Source organism: Enterococcus sp. AZ197 (genome assembly GCF_050556405.1).
GTDB classification, from domain to species: domain Bacteria; phylum Bacillota; class Bacilli; order Lactobacillales; family Enterococcaceae; genus Enterococcus; species Enterococcus faecalis.
Genome location: NZ_CP187873.1, coordinates 791,036 through 808,406, shown reverse-complemented (window position 1 = coordinate 808,406; position 17,371 = coordinate 791,036). Strand labels below are relative to the sequence as shown.

Below are 17,371 nucleotides of genomic sequence, written 5' to 3'. Positions count from 1 at the left end.
CTCATTCTTTATAGATAGCTTAACAGCTCTTTATGAAGTTTTTCTGCTGCTTCCTCAGTTCGTGCAATCATGAGAACACTATCATCATCGTTGATGACGGCAAAAAGTTTCTCTTGGTAATTCTTTTCGATTAAACTACCACACGCCGCCGCATTGCCAGGAATGGTTCGTAATACGACATATTTTTCCATTTGTTCTGCAGCTACAAAGGCATCTTTTAAAAGCTTTGCAAGTTTAGCACTCGTATTAGCTTGTGTTTCTAATGGAAGGCTATATCGATAACCCCCTTCTACAGAAGGAACTTTGATCAGTTTCATATCTTTAATGTCGCGAGAAATGGTTGCTTGTGTTACAGCTACGCCCTTTTCTTGTAAGTAGTTGACAAAATCTTCTTGCTTTTGAATATTTTTTTCAGTCAATAAACGTGTAATTAAACGGTGTCTATCTTGCTTTCTCATGGCGCCGCTCTCCTTTTCAGTTTACTCTTGCCCTCATCATAGCTTATTTTTATGCATTTTAAAAGATGAATTACTAGATTTATACAAAAAAGAAGCTTTCACCCGTAGGCGTCCACTTCTTTCTTCTAACTTTTCTCATCATTCCACTAATTTTTGATGCGCATGCGCGACAACTTCTTCAATGGATTCTGTCGCTTGATAGGATCCTTCCCCATCAACAGAAACTAAATGTGCCAAAAATTCAATGTTTCCTTCGCCACCAGTGATTGGTGAAAAATCTAAGTTTTTCACATCATAACCGTTATTCATGGCAAAGCGTGTGATTTCTTCCACAACCATTTGATGGGTTTCTGGATCACGAACGATTCCTTTTTTCCCAACAAACTCTTTGCCAGCTTCGAATTGTGGCTTAATTAACGCCACCACACTACCGCCTTTTTTCAAAATATCATGAAGAGGTGGCAAAATTAAGCGTAATGAAATAAAGGAAACATCAATCGTTGCAATATCCGGCACCCCTTCAGTGAAATCTTCAGGTTTACTATAGCGAAAATTGGTACGTTCCATTACCACCACGCGTTCATCTTGCCGAATTTTCCATGCTAGCTGGTTATAGCCAACATCTAAAGCGTAACTCAAACGAGCCCCATTCTGTAAAGCGACATCGGTAAAACCACCTGTGGAGGAACCAATATCTAGCATTGTTTTGCCTTGAACGTTGATTGCAAAAACATTTAGTGCCTTCTCTAGTTTTAAGCCCCCACGAGAAACATAAGGCATTACTTGGCCCTTAGTATGTAAGGGTGTCTCCACAGAAATTTTTTCCCCTGGTTTATCTAAACGTTCATTTTTATCATCGTAAACCAAACCAGCCATCACGCTGCGTTTGGCTTTTTCCCGTGTTTCAAATAGTCCTTGATTAAACGCCAAGACATCGACGCGTTCTTTTTTCATAAGTGCCTTCTTTCTATCTCAATTGTAACTGAGTTAACAAGTTTGCTAAATGTTCTTCTGAAAAGTTGGGAACATTTGCTTTGATTTTTTCTAAAACAGCGCTGCCCTCTGCTAATTGATGTGTTAGCGCATCTTTCGCACCGGCAATCCCTAAAAGAGCTGGATACGTACTTTTATTCAACGCTTCATCTCGGCCTACTTTTTTACCTAAATCTGCTTCTGTACTTGTGGCATCTAATAAGTCATCACGAATTTGAAAAGCCAAGCCATAGTGATGCGCAAACTGTGTCAGTAAGCCAATGACTTCTTCTGTTTGATTGGCTAATACGCCCCCAGCAATTAAGGCGAATTCAATTAGCGCTCCGGTTTTCTTTTCATGAACAGCCGCTAACTCTTCTAAAGTCAAGCTGACTTTTTCTCCTTCAATATCACCCATTTGACCGGCAACCATGCCTTGATTCCCCGCTGTCTTTGCCAGTTGTTGCATCAGTAAAACTTTTTCACTTAAGCCTAATTGGCTCAAAGAAAGTAACTGAAATGCACCTGTTAATAAGCCGTCCCCTGCTAAAATGGCAGTCGCTTCACCAAACACTTTATGATTGGTTGGTTTGCCACGACGTAAATCATCATCGTCCATTGCTGGTAAATCATCATGAATTAATGAATACGTATGAATCATCTCTAAAGAGGCAGCCACTTGATAGTCTTGTGTTTCCATCTCTTTTTGAAAAGCGGCCACTGTTGTTAACACTAATAATGGGCGTAATCGTTTGCCACCTGCGTGTATTGAGTAGAGCATTGCTTCTTTCAAACGCTCATTTTCAGTATATTCTGCGATAAAATCGACCATGACTTTTTCAACCAACGGTAAATGCTGTTGACTAAAATTCGTCATTACGCTTCCTCGCTCTCTTCAAAAACAATTTCTTCATTGTTTTCTGTCATCATTTTCGTTAAAGTTTTTTCCGCTTTTTCCAATGTATCTTGACATTGTTTACTTAATGCCATGCCCTCTTGAAAGGCAGCTAAGGCTTCTTCCAAAGGAACATCTCCTCGTTCTAAGCGCTGAACGATTTCTTCTAAGGCATTTAATGATTCTTCAAACGTTTTTTCTTTTGCTGGCATGTTAAAACTCCTCTTTTTTCGCTGTTATTGTTTCGACGTTTGCTTGAACTGTACCGTCAGCATAATGAATCGTTAATTGATCTGCTGGCTGTAACTCGGTAACAGTTTTAACGACACGGTCCTCTTTTGTAGTATAACTATATCCTCGACCCATAATTTTGAGTGGGCTGAGTAAGTCTAGTTGTTGAACAGCAGACGTGAATTGCTTTTGTTTGTTTAGGAACAATTGTGTCATTTGTGTTTGCAAGTTTCGTTGTAAAAATGCCAATTGTTGCTGACTTTCTCTTAATTGTCCCTTTGGTGTCTGTTGTTGCAATTGAGCGATAATTCCTTGGGCTTGACGTTGTTTTTGGTGATGAATCGTTGTCATTGCTTGGAAAAGACGTTGCGTCATTCGATCTAATTTAATCGTTTGACCTTCATAAAGCCGCTCAGGTTGCTTAAACACATAAGAGTTTTGTAGTCGTTGGAAACGTTCTGTTCGTTGTTGTAAGAGATATAAAAAGCTTTGTTCTAAACGACTACGCCGTTCACTAATTCTTAATAGTTCTTCATTTAAAACTGGTACCGCTAGTTCCGCTGCTGCCGTTGGCGTTGCTGCACGAACATCTGCTACCATATCGGCAATTGTCACATCTGTTTCGTGCCCAACCGATGAAATAATCGGTGTGGTGGCAGCATGAATGGCTCGTGCCACTTTTTCTTCATTAAACGGCCATAAATCCTCGATTGAACCACCGCCACGGCCGATGATCATCGTATCAAAATCGCCTTGCGCATCGGCTCGCTGAATGTTCCGCACAATGTCATCCGCCGCCTGCTCGCCTTGGACCAAGGTTGGAAAAAGGACCAGTTGTGCAATCGGATACCGTCTTTTGACTGTCGTAATGATATCCCGAATGACAGCACCACTAGGACTTGTAACCACAGCGATTCGTTTGGGATAACGAGGCAACTGTTGTTTAGGCCCTTCAAAAAGTCCTTCTTTTCCTAGTTTTTCTCTTAATTCTGCCAATGCTTGATAAAGTGCACCTACACCATCTGGTTCCATATGTTCAATATAAATTTGATAGGAGCCGCTGTTTTCATAAAGCGAAATCCGCCCCACCACCATGACTTTCATGCCTTCTTTTGGTTGAAACTTCAATTTTTGAAAGGCTGATTTAAACATAATTGCAGAAATCTTCGCATGGTCATCTTTTAAACTGAAGTACTGATGCGCGTTCGCTCGGAAGCGAAAGTTCGAAATTTCACCTGTTAAATAGACACGTCCTAAGTAAGGGTCTGCATCAAATTTACGTTTTAAATACTTCGTTAAGGCTGTTACTGTTAAATACTGTTGCGTCATTTTTTCACCTTACTTTTGTTTTTTTGCTGCCTCGACTGTTTGATACATTAACATGGTAATCGTCATTGGGCCAACACCTTTGGGAACTGGTGTGATATAGCTTGCAATTTCAGAAACTTCATCGAATGCTACATCACCAATCAGTTTTCCTTCTTGATTGCGATTCATACCCACATCAATCACTACCGCACCTGGTTTCACGAACTCTTTGGTGACAAAATGCCCGCGTCCAATTGCTACAACTAAAATATCCGCTTCTTTTGCAACTTCTGCTAAATGTTCAGTTTTAGAATGGGCAATCGTCACGGTCGCATTTTTCATTAACAATAATTGTGCCATTGGCTTGCCAACAATATTACTTCGACCAATAACCACCGCACGTTTACCTGTTAAATCAATATCATAAGCTTCAAACATCTTCATAATTCCATACGGCGTGCAAGGAATCATTTCAGGTTTGCCTACAAACAAACGGCCTAAATTCATTGGATGGAACCCATCTACATCTTTTTTGGGATCAATCGCTAATAAAATCTTTTCTTCATCAATATGTTTTGGCAAAGGTAGTTGTACAAGAATGCCATGAAAGCGTGAATCTTGATTATATTTGTCAATCTCAGCCAATAATTCTTCTTCTGAAATAGTTTCTGGCAGTTTTTCGACCTTTGACAGAATGCCAATTTTGGCTGCTGCACGTTCTTTATTTCTCACATACGTTTGGCTGGCAGGATTTTCCCCAACTAATAAAACAACTAATCCTGGTTGGATGTCTTGTTGTGTCATCTTTTCTACATCTTTTTGAATCTCTGCTTGCATTTGATCTGCTAATTCACGACCGTTAATTACTGTACTCATTCCTTCGCTCCCTCTATTGTTTCTTTACTTCTTTAATAGTATTTATTTTAGCATATAACCCAGTATCTTAACACCAGTTAGATAGTAAAAAAAGATTCAGAGCTTACGCCTCTGAATCAATTTCTTTCATTACATTTGATAACACACCATTAACAAATTTACGTGAACGGTCGTCGCTGTATTTTTTACTTAACTCGACGGCTTCATTTAATGCCACAATGTTTGGCACATCTGAAACGTATAGCATTTCAAAAATAGCTAAACGTAAAATAACAATATCTATTTTTGCTAAGCGTTGCATAGACCAGTTATTACCTAAATGGTTCGTAATCACTTCGTCTAGTTCTGCTTTGCGGCTACACACACCGCCGACAAGTAAATCTAAATACGTAGGGACTAGGTCTTCGCCATCTTCACTGACGATTTCCCGATTATCATAAGCCAATGCATAATCAATGGCATCTTGTTTGGTTAAATCAGCATTAAAATCTAAAGGAAAAAGGGCTTGGAGCGCTTTTTCACGAATCTCGTGACGGGTTAATTCTGTTTTACTCATTCTCTTCTCCATCTTCATCTTCTGGGAATAATTCATTTAAGTCTGGTTGAGGGATTTTTTCAGGTACTACCGCTACAACATGAATATTCACTTCAACTAAATCAATATCTGTCATAAATAAGACTTGTTGTTTCACACGGTCTTGCATTTCTAATGCAACTTTTGGCACAGAAATACCGTAGTTCAAGTAACAATAGATATCGACTTTTAAGCCTTCTTCTTCTGTTCGTAAATATACACCTTTGCCGTGTGCTGCACGGCCTAATAATTCATTCACATTATTGGCAAACGTGCCACGCATCCCATAAACGCCCTCTACTTTTGAAGCAGCGATTCCGATAATTACTTCAATGACTTCAGGAGCGATCACGATTTCTCCTAAAGAATCGTTTGCATTGATTACAAGATTTTTTTCTTCTGACATTTGGTTGTCCTCCTTATCTATTACGCACAAAATCGTTAAATAAACGATTTATTTGATGAATCACTAAGTCTCTTAAGGATTCTCTTTTAAGCAACGGATGATTCTTAAAAATTAAAACAACACTGGTTTCTTCAGTTAGTTGTGAAAGAACGTCCAAATTTTGCTTATCAATACTCGTTCTTAGTTTATCATTAATTAGCCTATTTCGCTACCAGAAAAGCTAAGTTCTGACTAAAAGAACAGATAATTTCTTGTCATAAATTTCTAATTCAAGCCTTTAGACGTAAAAATAAGAAAGACCAAGTAATTTTGGCTTTCTTATTTTTACATCTTTATTCTTCAGGATAACGTTCCATTAGTTTCGTCCGATGCTTTTGCATAATCATTTCTAAAGAGATGTCATATTTATCGGCTAAAATAAATAAATTATCCAACACATCGCCTAACTCTTCCGTTAAGTTTTCCAGATTCTCTTCATCCGCCAAAACTGTTTCATCCGGTCGATCACGGCCAATTTCAATTGTCCGAATGGCTCGACACACTTCGCCGACTTCTTCTGTTAAAAAGTTGGAACGAATAAACGGGTCATATTGATACCAGTTACGTTTTTTATAAAACGCGCTAATAAACCGCTGATACTCTTGGATATCCATGTTCTCCCAACCTTTATAAAATGATTAATTCTTTTGGCGCGTGTGTCAATACACGATTACCTTCAGCAGTAATCAATAAATCGTCCTCAATACGCACGCCACCAATTCCTGGCAAATAAATTCCAGGTTCGTCCGTAATCACATTCCCTGGTACAAACTGTTTATCTGCTCGGAATGAAACATTTGGTCCTTCATGAATTTCTAACCCAATGCCATGACCAGTGCTGTGGCCAAACGCATCGCCATAGCCATAGGAAGCAATATGATCCCGTGCAATCGCATCTAATTGAATGCCCGTCAACCCAGGTTTAGCTTCTGCCAACACTTTTAATTGTGCTTCTAAAACAATGTCATAAATTTCTTTTAGTTTTGGCTGAATACTACCAATGGCAAATGTCCGTGTCATATCAGAAACATAGCCTTCATAATAACAACCGAAATCCAAAGTGATTAACTCACCTTTTTCAATGACTTTATGGCTAGCAACGCCATGTGGCATCGCTGAACGTAGACCGCTGGCCACAATTGTCTCAAAAGAAACACCACTGGCTCCTTTTGAACGCATGAAGAAATCTAATTGATTAGCCACTTCAATCTCTGTCATTCCAGGTTTAATCATCTCTAAGACAAAGGCAAATCCTTGATCCGCGATGGCACACGCTTTTTCAATAATCGCTACTTCTTCTTCATCTTTCACTTCTCTTAATTCTTCAATCAAACCCATTACAGGAACTAATTCACATGGTAAAATTTCTTCCAATAAGCTATAATCAGCGAAACTAACTTGCGTTTCTTCAAAAGCTAAATTATCTAATTGCAAACGTTCAGCTAAATCTGCTACTTCGTCAAAAATATGTCCTGTGTTTTTAACGATAGTAAAACCAGTTGCTTGTTCCGCAGCTTGTTCCGTATAACGAAAATCCGTTATAAAAAAAGCTTTATCTAATGTAATCATTGCCAATCCTGTTGTCCCAGTAAAATTGGTTAAATAACGTAAATTATACGGACTTGTCACTAAAAATCCTTGTAAATTATTTTCTTTCATTAATTCCCGTAGCTTTTCGACTCTTGCCATCATTGGTTCGACCTTCTTTCTTTTTTCTCATTTTTCATTATAGCAAATTTACTTCAGAAAAGCATGAATCACCAAAAAACTTCATCGAGAAAGTTTACTGAAAATTTTACCTTTCCTTATTTTTTGCTTAAAACTTTTGTAGTAAACTAATTTAGCGACTTCAAGGAGGAAATTATGAACGTTTATTTATTTCTGGCACTATTTTTCATTATTATCGGCATTTTAAGCTATAGTTTTTTTATTGAACCTAACTGCTTAGTCATACACAAAAATCAAATTAAAGTAACAGAATCAGGGAAAACCTTACGGATTGTTCAACTCTCTGATATTCATTTAAAAAAGAATTATTCTGTGAAGGCCTTAAAACAGATTGTTGAAAAAACAAATACATTACAACCAGACATAGTCGTTTTTACAGGAGACTTATTTGATGATTATGCCCGTTTCGGTATCGAAATTCAGGATGAAGTGAGTCAACTTTTCCGTAAAATTAACGCCCCATATGGCAAATTCGCTATTTATGGCAACCACGAGTATAGCGGGTTAGATACCAATTTTTACGAAACAATCTTAGAAGCTGCCGACTTTACCGTACTAAAAAACACGGGCAAATTACTGCCTGTCTCACACCGCATCTCCTTGTACGTCGCTGGTTTAGAAGATTCGTTATATGGACAAACCGACTTAGCTGCAGCTTTAGTCAACCGCCCTACTGGAACGCCCACTCTGCTACTAACCCATGAGCCAGATGTCGCAGACTCAGCAGTCAACAAAAACATTGACCTCATTTTAGCAGGACATAGTCACGGCGGACAGATTCGCTTGCCTTTTTTCACTTACAAAAATCAGCTTGCTAAAAAATATACACATGGGCTTTATCATTTAGAAGATGAAACGCCGCTAATTGTTCACCCAGGAATCGGAACCACTAAAATCAGCGCACGCTTTGGTGTCTTACCAACAATTGAACTGATTGAGTTAACTATTTAACTATGCATTAAAAAGACCGCCCCACGTTAGAGAAAAATTCTCACGTTGGACGGTCTTTGATTATGTTCGATTAATGATGAAAATCTTGCTCGTGATCTTCTTCTACTTTCGCTTTTCCTAGCGTATAAAATTTGCTGCCATTTAACCCGAGAATAAATAGCACAACCACTAGTAAAAGAATTGATAAAGATAACAATAAAGTCTGCAAGCCATCGCCATGTGCAACCATTAATTGACGTAAAATTGCGGTTAAACAAATTAAAATCAAATAACGAATCGGAATATGGTGTCCTTCTTGAATATAGCGAAGAATCATCATAATAAACTCAAATAACATAAAGAATGAAATAATTTCTTGCATGATAACTGAAAAATTATCCGGCGTCATTGGCTTCATGAGATATGTAGCGAGGTCAACTAAATAACTAGCCATAAATACTAATAAGAAAACTCCTAAAATCCCTAATACAATATCCAAAATCAAATTCACGTACTTCTTTACTACACTAAAATTCTTCTGCATAATACCCTTCTTTCTTTTGACTCAATTATTTTATAACATGCTTGTTATTACATTAAATATATCATCAATTAACCTTGTCAGACAAGCAGTTAAACCCAATGTGAGATTTTTTTTATTTTGAGATGTTTCTTTATTTTCCGGCTAACCCTTTATGCAAGACAAAAAAAGCTGAATCCGGAGATTCAGCTTTTTAATCGTATTAGTTAGCTACTGGATATTTTGTTTTAGCTTTGCTAAAGCATCCACTTGTGTCCGTATATCTCCTAAATGGTTCAAGGTCACTAAAAATTAAAGCTAGTCATTGTGAATATAATAATTTATTTAGCTTTTTCGACTTCAAATTTTTACACGTGTATTTCTCAATATTATATTACTAATCTATTCTACCCTTACACTCAATCATAATAACAAATTAGACACTTTTTTCTAGAGGAGAAAAATACTCTCTCATTTGCCCAATTTACCATTGATCTCCCCGTAATTTCTAGTTATCTAGTTAATCTTACTTTTAATTAAGTCCTCTCATTGCTCGAACAGATACAAGAACAATTTCATCATTCATCATTTCAATCTCACGTAAATTTTTATTGATAGATTTAATATTATTTTTATTTACAACAAATGACTTATGACAACGATATAGACATTCATCGTTCGCTTCAAGATCACGAATAGAACCATAAAATTCTAATTCTCTAGTATCTGTGTGCAGAATCAACTTGTGAGGAACTGTCGATGACTCGAAAAACATTATTTCATCATACGGAATCGAACGAATCGTATCTCCAACCTTAACTTTAAAAAACTTTACTTTATTACTTACAATATCACTCAAATATCTTTCATGGGCTACTTTTATACATTCTCTTACTCGTCGATCAATCTCTTCAGGAATATCTTTGATAATGTAATCCATTGCTTCAATTTTATACGTGAATGTTAAATAAGACATTTCACTATGAGTTGTTACAAATATAATTTTACCAATATTATCAATTTTTCTTATTTCATAAGCTAATGCAATTCCTGATAACTCATGCTGTAAATCAACATCAAAAAAATACAATCGAACTTGTTTAGGATCATCTTTAACATGTTCAAGTACTTGTTGCGGATCGTCAGTTGATAGCGTCAACTCCATATCCAGATCCTCTATCATAATGTAATTCTTGATTATGGTCTCAATTCGTTTCCTTTGTTTAGGATTATCCTCACAAATTATAACTGATAACATATCTATTCCTCCTAATTTCTAGTCATATACTATGCTACTTAAATCCTACTTCCGTAATATAAAGAATCTGTGTAAATCGTTCATTTTCAACCACTGTCTCTAATGTCACATTCCTCACACCACTCAATAACTCGTCCACATTGCTCAGTCCCATACCTCGGTCTTGCCCTTTAGTGGAATAACCTTCCTGACGCAGTTGCCGAGAATGTCCCACCTTTTTACGACAGGTATTTTCAATAATGATTTGTATACTGTTTGGATATTTGATCACCGCTGTTCTCAAGCTCCCATAACCTAGTATTTCCAATTCTTCTATTGCGTTATCCAAAAATATTCCTAATACCCTTACTAAAATCAGGGGATCCAGCCAAATCTCAGTCACTAGCTCACTGGCTTCAAATGATGCATCCAGTTTCTTCTCTTGTGCATAAATCAGTTTTAAAGCCAACAAACTTTTTACTGCTTTTACTTCAATCTTACTTAAATCATCCAATTTAAAATTATTGTCACTAATATTCTTTGAAGAATGCTGAAGAGTTGCTTGATAGTACTCTGTCAAACCTGACAAGTCCTCTTCTTTTATATAGGAATCCAATGATGCCAGAATATTCTGATAATCGTGACGAAATTTTCGCATTTGTATATACTGTGCTTCAATCTCTGCGGTGTACCGATGCAACGCTTGGTGTTCAACCTCTTTCTCTTTAACCTGATATTCCTTTTTCAAGGAACGAGAATAAAAAGAAAAGGAGAATAAAACAAACCCTATATAAATAGCAAAAAAAAGGAGATTCAATTGAATCAGCTCGATTGTATTTCCCAAGCCCACTCCCAAGAAAATACAAACTAAATAAACAATATATGTAAAGAAACTTAATAGTGAAATAACATGACCTTCTTTGGACTTTAGTCCCTGAGGTAGGAAGCGAAGTAACAGCTTTCTGACCAGTATACAAGTAATAATACTTGAAACGATCACAACTCCCTGATGGATCAAAATGTAAATTATCGGTGGAAATCTACTAGGAATTTCAAATAAACTGTCCAGCACTGATGCCACATGGTCGAAAAGTAAATTAGATATCATTGCAATACCTAGACCGCCTAAAACAGGTATCAATTTTTTTATATCAATATAATAAAGAAGAAAATTGAAACATAATATGAATAATGCACCATACACACCAGTAAACTGATAAGACAAAGCTCCGATTACACTTAAAAACAGTACCATTGCTATCCGAAAAAAAGATTTATTAGTCTTCCCAATAATTAATCCTGTGCTAATATAACTTGTCATAAATTGCATTGATACCAAAACAAACAAAGCTTCTCCCACTCAAACAATCTCTCCTATCTGTATAAATGTTTGTAAAATTTTGTTATGTACAATATTTCTCATTAATTATACACTATCCACAAGATGAATTCTATATCTAAACAAATATGCAAGTTACATCTAGTCTAATAAAATTTTCTGTTCCAATTTGATCCCTTTAGATTAATAACAAAAAAGTTTAGGATAAAAATACAATCCTAAACTCTTTATGTTTTTTCTAATCAAAAAATAATGACTCTTTTTAACTTTATTCTATTTCAATTCTTCTGGAATTTCTGGCTCGTAACCCCAACCTAAACAGCAATTCTCAATACTTAATCCACCAAATCCCACAAATAATTTTATTAGCAAATTCATCATCTTTATTTCCTCCAATTTTCAAATTTTTTAAAATTTTAGATCAAGTGTTAATAATTTATCAGCAAGCGGAGTAACCAACAATCCGCATAACAGTCCGCCAAAAATAAGCAAACTGCTAACAAATACATCAGGAATAAATACGCCAAAAACTAAAATTGTATTAGCTAATAAAGCATTTCTTCTCAGCCGATACTGATGATTCAGATTTCCTACATGATTCTTTTTCGTCTTTCCAGGCGCGTATTTGAGTAGAATCAGAAAGTTAAGAAGATTGACTACTAATAAATCGATTGACGAAAAATGTACACCATGGAGCACAGACGGAATTCCTATAAATAGTATGCTACTAATAATTGTGCAAGCAATACTTGATGAGGAATGAGCACCGTACGCAAAAAAACGAATGAGCATAAACGCACTATGAAAAATCAGGACTTCTAATGAAGAATGCAGGAAAAAAGCGATGCCATAAATTACTGTTAATTTCGTAACATTCAGTAAAAATATTTCCAATCCTAATTTGCATTTTAAATACTCTTTTCTTGAAAGTTCTTTTTCGCTTGTCATTTTGTCTAATAACTGCTTAGCTAAAAGCTCCGTTATTGATAATTTCATTTCCATTTTATTCTCACCTCTTGTATATAGAATACCCTCGTACTCCCTACTATAACGAAATTGATCAAAAAAAAACTTCTTTTCGTCAGTAAAGTAATTTAATTCCCTTTTTTTCAGCATAATCGTCCATCTTTTCATCATAATTGTATCCACCTAAAAATAGGCCCTCTTTCATTTAAAAGGGGCCATTCATTTATTCATTAAATGTTACACTCCAGCTGTTGACAATTTTCCCAAACGAACACGGTGGTAAACTAGCTAGCGATATCAAATGAACATCCAAATCCTCGATTGACTCAATAAAGACTTCTTTTGTTTCTCTTAGTTCTTCTGACAATCGATAGTGATTCGTTTGATAGAGTAAAATATATTGGCAATCATCTGCTGAAAATTCTAAGTCAGCAGCTTCATAGACAGCTATCTCTTTTGCTGATTCTTCATTGACAATAAAAATATGAGAACCATTAACAAAAATGGGGATAAGATGCTCTTCTGTTAATGTCGTAAAAATGGTCAATAACTGATAAAAGACAATATTAAGGAATGGAACCTGTCCCATTTTCTCATAAAAATTCAGATCAAAACTATTTAGCTGCTTTCCAGCTAGTCTATTCTTTAAATTCTCCCTGACTGTTTCCCTCATATGATTGTCATTCCGTTATCAATCATGATATTCTGTCCTCGAATGCCTGCTGTGCTATCCTGGTGAAGAAATAAAATACTTGCAATAACACTTTCATTAGTAATAAAGGTTTGATTTGGAATTTTTGCCCGAAGACATTGCCCTTGAAGAGTTGAAGTCAAATACTGCTTCGTTTTTTCATTCAAAATATAGGAAGGTGAAACAACATTGACCCGAAGATCACGCTGCTTCATTTTTGCAAATTCTACTGTCAAATTTTTTGCAAGGTGAATTAATGCAGCTTTACTCTCTCCATAGCCTATTCGGTTTTCGTGACCAACAACTCCATTCTGTGAGCTACAAAGAACAATGCTCGCCTTATCCGCCATGTAATGAAGCAGTTTTTGAATCAAAAATAAAGTACCCCTAATATTCACAGCAAACATGTCTTCCCATTCTTGAAACTGAATATCCATCAATCCTTTAGCATAATTAATACCAGTTAAAATAGACACTTTTTTAATTTTGGAAAGTTCAGAAAGATCTAAAGAGGCGATTGCACTGACATCTGAAACATTCAATTGTAGTTGTGGATAATCCCCATGTTCATTGATTTGTTTATCAATCACGAAAATTTCTTCTCCTTGAAGCTGTTGAATCAGGTCTTGGCCTAAGACTCCATTTCCACCAATAATAACATGCATACTGGCGCCCTCCTTTAATTGACTTGATATGTATATATATCAAGTACTTTTTCTATTAATCCATCTGAAAATCGAATGTTTCCATTCTTTTCTCCAACAATTTGATATTTCGTTAATCCGCAAAGGCGGGCAAAACGACTACTTTCATATCGTATTTTACTAATAAATGGAATATCTTTAGTTATCACTGAATCCATTTCAAACATATGATAGTCCAAATTCTCATTGAGTTTAAAATGTCCTGCTGAGGATAACATAATCTTGTTCATCGAAATACCGCCTTCTTTTCCAAAAAAATCAGGACTTCTTCTAAGACCATCACCAATTTCAAGCGATATGAGCTGCTTTGAAGCAGTTAAATCCTGATACAACTGGTAGGTTTCTCCAAATGGTAATTTAACCTTTTTTCCAAAAGGATAATTCAAATAATACTGATCGTTTAATTTAAAATGAACGATTTGCGGTGAAGCGAGCCTCTCATACATCTTTTTCATCTCTTCTGCTTCAGAGACCTCAATAATAATTGCACTATTAATGGCCGTCTTTCTAAGATAAAAATGACTTTCTTCCGCTTCCACACCTATTGGAACAAAAATATGCTTGATACAACTTAAAGGAATAGTTGGATAAACACCTGTAAGATAACTTAACAACCCTTTTTTATAAGCAGCTTCCATAGTCCCCTGCTTGGTTGTTTTCTTATACGTGATTTGAAACTGCAGAGCTGAGAATAATTGTCGGCATCGATTTTTTAAGTAGTTGCAAACTCGAGAAGATCGAGAAATCAACCAATCCTTGTCTGATTGGACATCTATTCTTATTTTAGTCGGCAAAATTTGTCTGAAAAGAGTTTCCAACTCATCAAAGGTCAACGTATTTTGGCTCAATTCCAATTCTACTCCATTAACTTGAATCCCCACTTCGATCCAATGGTCTAATTCTCTAAAAGTTAGCTTGATGTTCACCCTGTTTCCCTCACTTTGCCTACTGCATTTAAACCGATCAATACTTTCCTTTGAATCTCTTCAACTGCGTTTGAATATGTTATCTTCCGATCTCCTACATGCAAATCGCCCATTTGCTCTTTAGGATAATAAAGGATGCTTTCAATTAGCTTAACCAATTGCTTTTGTGTTTTTATTTGATCTTGATTTTCTTTCAATACTCTAAAATTCTTAACAAGTACAGTATGATCCATAAAATATTTTTCAGCCAGATCAAATTGTCTATCCAATATGAAATGTATCCCCTTAAGATAATGTACTGTTAGATAATTGAATGAGCTGTTGAAAGATACTGGACGTTTCATCAAGTGTTGAATGAGTTGACTATCTTCGATTTGTTTTTGCTCTAAATAATCGAAAAATTGTATGCGTTCTTCTGAAGGCCGTTCCAGAAAGTTAATTAATGTTTCAGTTTGATAAAAACTATCTTGATACCAACTCTTAACCTGCATAATATCAACATTCACATTACTTACCTCTGGGACAATATATCTCACCACTGTATGATCAGCTACAGTATAATCTTTGAAATACACAGGGGTATTAAATGCTTTTAATTGATTTAAGAACATTGTATAGGCTTCTTTATTAGAATTACCAAAGAAGAAAAGCAATTTATCTTGCTGTTTGGGCTGCTCGAAAAAGGTTGCTGGATAAAAACCATCCCCATCCTTCATTACCCTTTCCAAGTTCCTTTGGATGAACTCATTTGAATTTTCATATAAAGGTGTTTTCCAAAAATCCATCGTCATATTTCGACCTTGAAACAGCTCTGTAAAACAGCGTTCCAGCGCTACTGTAAAATCAAAATGTGCACCAAATTTCACAAAATAATGGTTGTTTTGATTCCTTAAAACAACGCCGACAACCGGATACTTTCCTCCATCACTACAGTCCCTCACTTCCAGAGTTAACTGATACCTTTTCAATAATTTTTCAATTTTATTCGTCAACTCCACATCAACATATTTCTGCCAATCTGTAAGAACAGGTGGCGCCTCCTCCTCAATCAAAATTTTTCGATTGACGTATCGTTCAAATATCTCTGACATGGCTTGCACACTTGCTTCATAAAAATCATTACCGTAAGCCATACCGTTACTTGAATACATGGCGTCCACTAAGGCAATCGGTACAGCCACCATTTTGTTCTTCTGCAACTCACGATAACTTTCCATCACTAAACTCTCGGCATTTGTAGAAAAAAAATACTGTTGAATAAGCAATGCATCTTGCTTGCTTATTTTTTTACCGACAAGCCTATCGCTTTCTTTCATGTTATACACATCATTGAAATGGAAATTTTGATCTTGATGGATTAGTGCCTTCGGTGTTATCAGTTGATACCTGAATAAAATACCTGTTAAAATCCGTTCCATTAATTCCCCATATGCACTTGCTCTCGCGTATTCAGCAGTTGTTCCCTTCCCATTAACAAACAAAGTAGAACCTTCAATTTGCAACAAAATAGAATAAAACTCATCGGCATTCTTCATCTCATGTTCAAAGACAGCCAGATTCACCTTTTTCAAAAAACATTTTATTTTACGAATCGTTTCTTTAGGTTTTTGACTTTTATGACGTTTCATACTTAATCCTCCATTTCTTTCATTCACAATACTTTTTCTATTTTTTCGTTGATTAATTTTTATAGTTGATTCATTTTGTTTTGTCCAACAGTTATCCTGCACAACATGGACAAACAGAGTTTCTCTTTATATGAACATCTTGTGCTTCAAATGTAGATTTATTAATTAAAAATTTCTTTCCTTTCGTCAATGTGATATCTTTATTCAAGAATGCCAACAGGTTTCGATTATATTTAATAATTTCAAATTGCAGCAGCGATGAGATTAGGGAACTGACTTCTTCATTGATAGCTGTTGCTTTAGGGAGCTCTTCTTTGTTACAAAACAGACAACCATAATCTTTCCCTACTAACCCTTCCCCTAATACGACATCCTGCAAGGTATCATAATAGTAAATACGAATACTATTATCTCGAAGCATCATCTTTTCAAATTGCTGCAATTCTTCCTGTTCATAAGAATCAATATCAATGAGATTGATTTCTCTCACTTCCCCCTTTTCTTTGACTGAGAGTTCAGTATATTGGTGGATATCCTTCAGTAAAGAAAATTTAAAATTCACACGTTTAGAAAAGTTATTGATTGTATAGAAGAAAAGGGTCTCTTTGACGTTGATAAAAACCAGCTCTTCTTTTAAAGAAAAATAATGATGATTCAGCTTCGCAAACTCTCTGGCAGCTTCTTCTAAAACAACTAAGTGCTCCAATTTTTCACCTGCCATGTTAACAATCAAATCCGGCCAGGCTTTTTGCAAATTTAACAATATACGGTGATATTTCTCCTGTTCTTCAGTTATTTTTCTTGTTAAATTGACATCTAAATAGCTCTCTACCAATAAAGGGTCTACTTTGATTAATTTTTCAACCTTTTGCTCTTTAATATTGTAGATAGCAATGACTTCCTGTTCTTTTATTAAATGATATTTTTTATTCTTAATTAACAT

At 35.7% G+C, this 17,371-nt stretch carries 21 protein-coding genes; 1 reads left to right on the top strand and 20 read right to left on the bottom strand.

Going from position 1 to position 17,371, the window contains the following annotated elements; all coding sequences use genetic code 11:
• Positions 1-8: 8 nt before the first annotated feature.
• From IGK82_RS04000 to IGK82_RS03955, 10 genes are all read right to left on the bottom strand, one after another.
• Positions 9-458: an arginine repressor gene (locus IGK82_RS04000; protein ID WP_002363397.1), complete on the bottom strand. Its 450-nt coding sequence runs from the start codon at positions 456-458 to the stop codon at positions 9-11.
• A 138-nt stretch (positions 459-596) separates the two neighbouring features.
• Entirely contained in the window at positions 597-1,412 is an 816-nt protein-coding gene (locus tag IGK82_RS03995) for a TlyA family RNA methyltransferase (protein ID WP_002363395.1), read from the bottom strand.
• 13 nt (positions 1,413-1,425) lie between these two features.
• Complete coding sequence (locus tag IGK82_RS03990) at positions 1,426-2,307, bottom strand: polyprenyl synthetase family protein (RefSeq protein WP_016622704.1); 882 nt, start codon at positions 2,305-2,307, stop codon at positions 1,426-1,428.
• On the bottom strand, positions 2,307-2,537 hold the full coding sequence (locus tag IGK82_RS03985) for an exodeoxyribonuclease VII small subunit (RefSeq protein ID WP_002355878.1): 231 nt from the start codon (positions 2,535-2,537) through the stop codon (positions 2,307-2,309). The genes IGK82_RS03990 and IGK82_RS03985 overlap by 1 nt, the downstream gene beginning before the upstream one ends.
• Before the next feature lies 1 nt (position 2,538).
• On the bottom strand, positions 2,539-3,885 hold the full coding sequence (gene xseA, locus IGK82_RS03980) for an exodeoxyribonuclease VII large subunit (protein ID WP_002355877.1): 1,347 nt from the start codon (positions 3,883-3,885) through the stop codon (positions 2,539-2,541).
• 9 nt (positions 3,886-3,894) lie between these two features.
• Positions 3,895-4,740, bottom strand: coding sequence for a bifunctional methylenetetrahydrofolate dehydrogenase/methenyltetrahydrofolate cyclohydrolase (locus tag IGK82_RS03975; RefSeq protein WP_002363394.1), 846 nt, complete (start codon positions 4,738-4,740; stop codon positions 3,895-3,897).
• 103 nt (positions 4,741-4,843) lie between these two features.
• Complete coding sequence (nusB, locus tag IGK82_RS03970) at positions 4,844-5,296, bottom strand: transcription antitermination factor NusB (RefSeq protein ID WP_002355875.1); 453 nt, start codon at positions 5,294-5,296, stop codon at positions 4,844-4,846.
• The gene (locus IGK82_RS03965; RefSeq protein ID WP_430605153.1) at positions 5,289-5,720 is read right to left on the bottom strand and encodes an Asp23/Gls24 family envelope stress response protein; all 432 of its coding nucleotides are present in this window, start codon (positions 5,718-5,720) and stop codon (positions 5,289-5,291) included. The genes nusB and IGK82_RS03965 overlap by 8 nt, the downstream gene beginning before the upstream one ends.
• A 332-nt stretch (positions 5,721-6,052) precedes the next feature.
• Positions 6,053-6,373, bottom strand: a complete 321-nt coding sequence (locus IGK82_RS03960) for a MazG nucleotide pyrophosphohydrolase domain-containing protein (protein ID WP_002355872.1) — start codon at positions 6,371-6,373, stop codon at positions 6,053-6,055.
• Between the two features lie 13 nt (positions 6,374-6,386).
• Positions 6,387-7,451 (bottom strand): M24 family metallopeptidase, encoded by a 1,065-nt coding sequence (locus IGK82_RS03955; protein WP_016622705.1) that lies wholly within the window; start codon positions 7,449-7,451, stop codon positions 6,387-6,389.
• 171 nt (positions 7,452-7,622) lie between these two features.
• Here IGK82_RS03955 and IGK82_RS03950 point away from each other — a divergent pair, with 171 nt between their 5' ends.
• Entirely contained in the window at positions 7,623-8,438 is an 816-nt protein-coding gene (locus IGK82_RS03950) for a metallophosphoesterase (RefSeq protein ID WP_002355870.1), read from the top strand.
• A 70-nt stretch (positions 8,439-8,508) separates the two neighbouring features.
• Here the strand turns inward: IGK82_RS03950 and psiE are convergent, their stop codons facing one another.
• The 10 genes from psiE to IGK82_RS03900 all read right to left on the bottom strand — a co-directional run bounded on the left by psiE (position 8,509) and on the right by IGK82_RS03900 (position 17,371).
• The gene (psiE, locus tag IGK82_RS03945) at positions 8,509-8,961 is read right to left on the bottom strand and encodes a phosphate-starvation-inducible protein PsiE (RefSeq protein ID WP_002355869.1); all 453 of its coding nucleotides are present in this window, start codon (positions 8,959-8,961) and stop codon (positions 8,509-8,511) included.
• Between the two features lie 508 nt (positions 8,962-9,469).
• The gene (locus IGK82_RS03940) at positions 9,470-10,195 is read right to left on the bottom strand and encodes a LytR/AlgR family response regulator transcription factor (RefSeq protein ID WP_016622706.1); all 726 of its coding nucleotides are present in this window, start codon (positions 10,193-10,195) and stop codon (positions 9,470-9,472) included.
• A 34-nt stretch (positions 10,196-10,229) separates the two neighbouring features.
• Entirely contained in the window at positions 10,230-11,534 is a 1,305-nt protein-coding gene (locus IGK82_RS03935) for a sensor histidine kinase (RefSeq protein ID WP_016622707.1), read from the bottom strand.
• Between the two features lie 252 nt (positions 11,535-11,786).
• Entirely contained in the window at positions 11,787-11,894 is a 108-nt protein-coding gene (locus IGK82_RS03930) for a cyclic lactone autoinducer peptide (protein WP_010777487.1), read from the bottom strand.
• Positions 11,895-11,921: 27 nt separating this feature from the next.
• A complete protein-coding gene (locus IGK82_RS03925; RefSeq protein ID WP_016622708.1) occupies positions 11,922-12,650 on the bottom strand; it encodes an accessory gene regulator B family protein in 729 nt (242 codons plus the stop codon).
• 52 nt (positions 12,651-12,702) lie between these two features.
• Positions 12,703-13,068 (bottom strand): hypothetical protein, encoded by a 366-nt coding sequence (locus IGK82_RS03920; RefSeq protein ID WP_123836495.1) that lies wholly within the window; start codon positions 13,066-13,068, stop codon positions 12,703-12,705.
• A gap of 80 nt (positions 13,069-13,148) precedes the next feature.
• A complete protein-coding gene (locus IGK82_RS03915) occupies positions 13,149-13,835 on the bottom strand; it encodes an SDR family NAD(P)-dependent oxidoreductase (protein ID WP_010777484.1) in 687 nt (228 codons plus the stop codon).
• Between the two features lie 14 nt (positions 13,836-13,849).
• Positions 13,850-14,800, bottom strand: coding sequence for a hypothetical protein (locus tag IGK82_RS03910; RefSeq protein ID WP_010777483.1), 951 nt, complete (start codon positions 14,798-14,800; stop codon positions 13,850-13,852).
• Positions 14,797-16,428 carry a YcaO-like family protein gene (locus IGK82_RS03905; RefSeq protein WP_025194178.1) on the bottom strand — a complete coding sequence of 544 codons (1,632 nt, stop codon included), beginning with the start codon at positions 16,426-16,428 and terminating at the stop codon, positions 14,797-14,799. The genes IGK82_RS03910 and IGK82_RS03905 overlap by 4 nt, the downstream gene beginning before the upstream one ends.
• Before the next feature lie 91 nt (positions 16,429-16,519).
• The gene (locus tag IGK82_RS03900; RefSeq protein ID WP_010777481.1) at positions 16,520-17,371 is read right to left on the bottom strand and encodes a hypothetical protein; all 852 of its coding nucleotides are present in this window, start codon (positions 17,369-17,371) and stop codon (positions 16,520-16,522) included.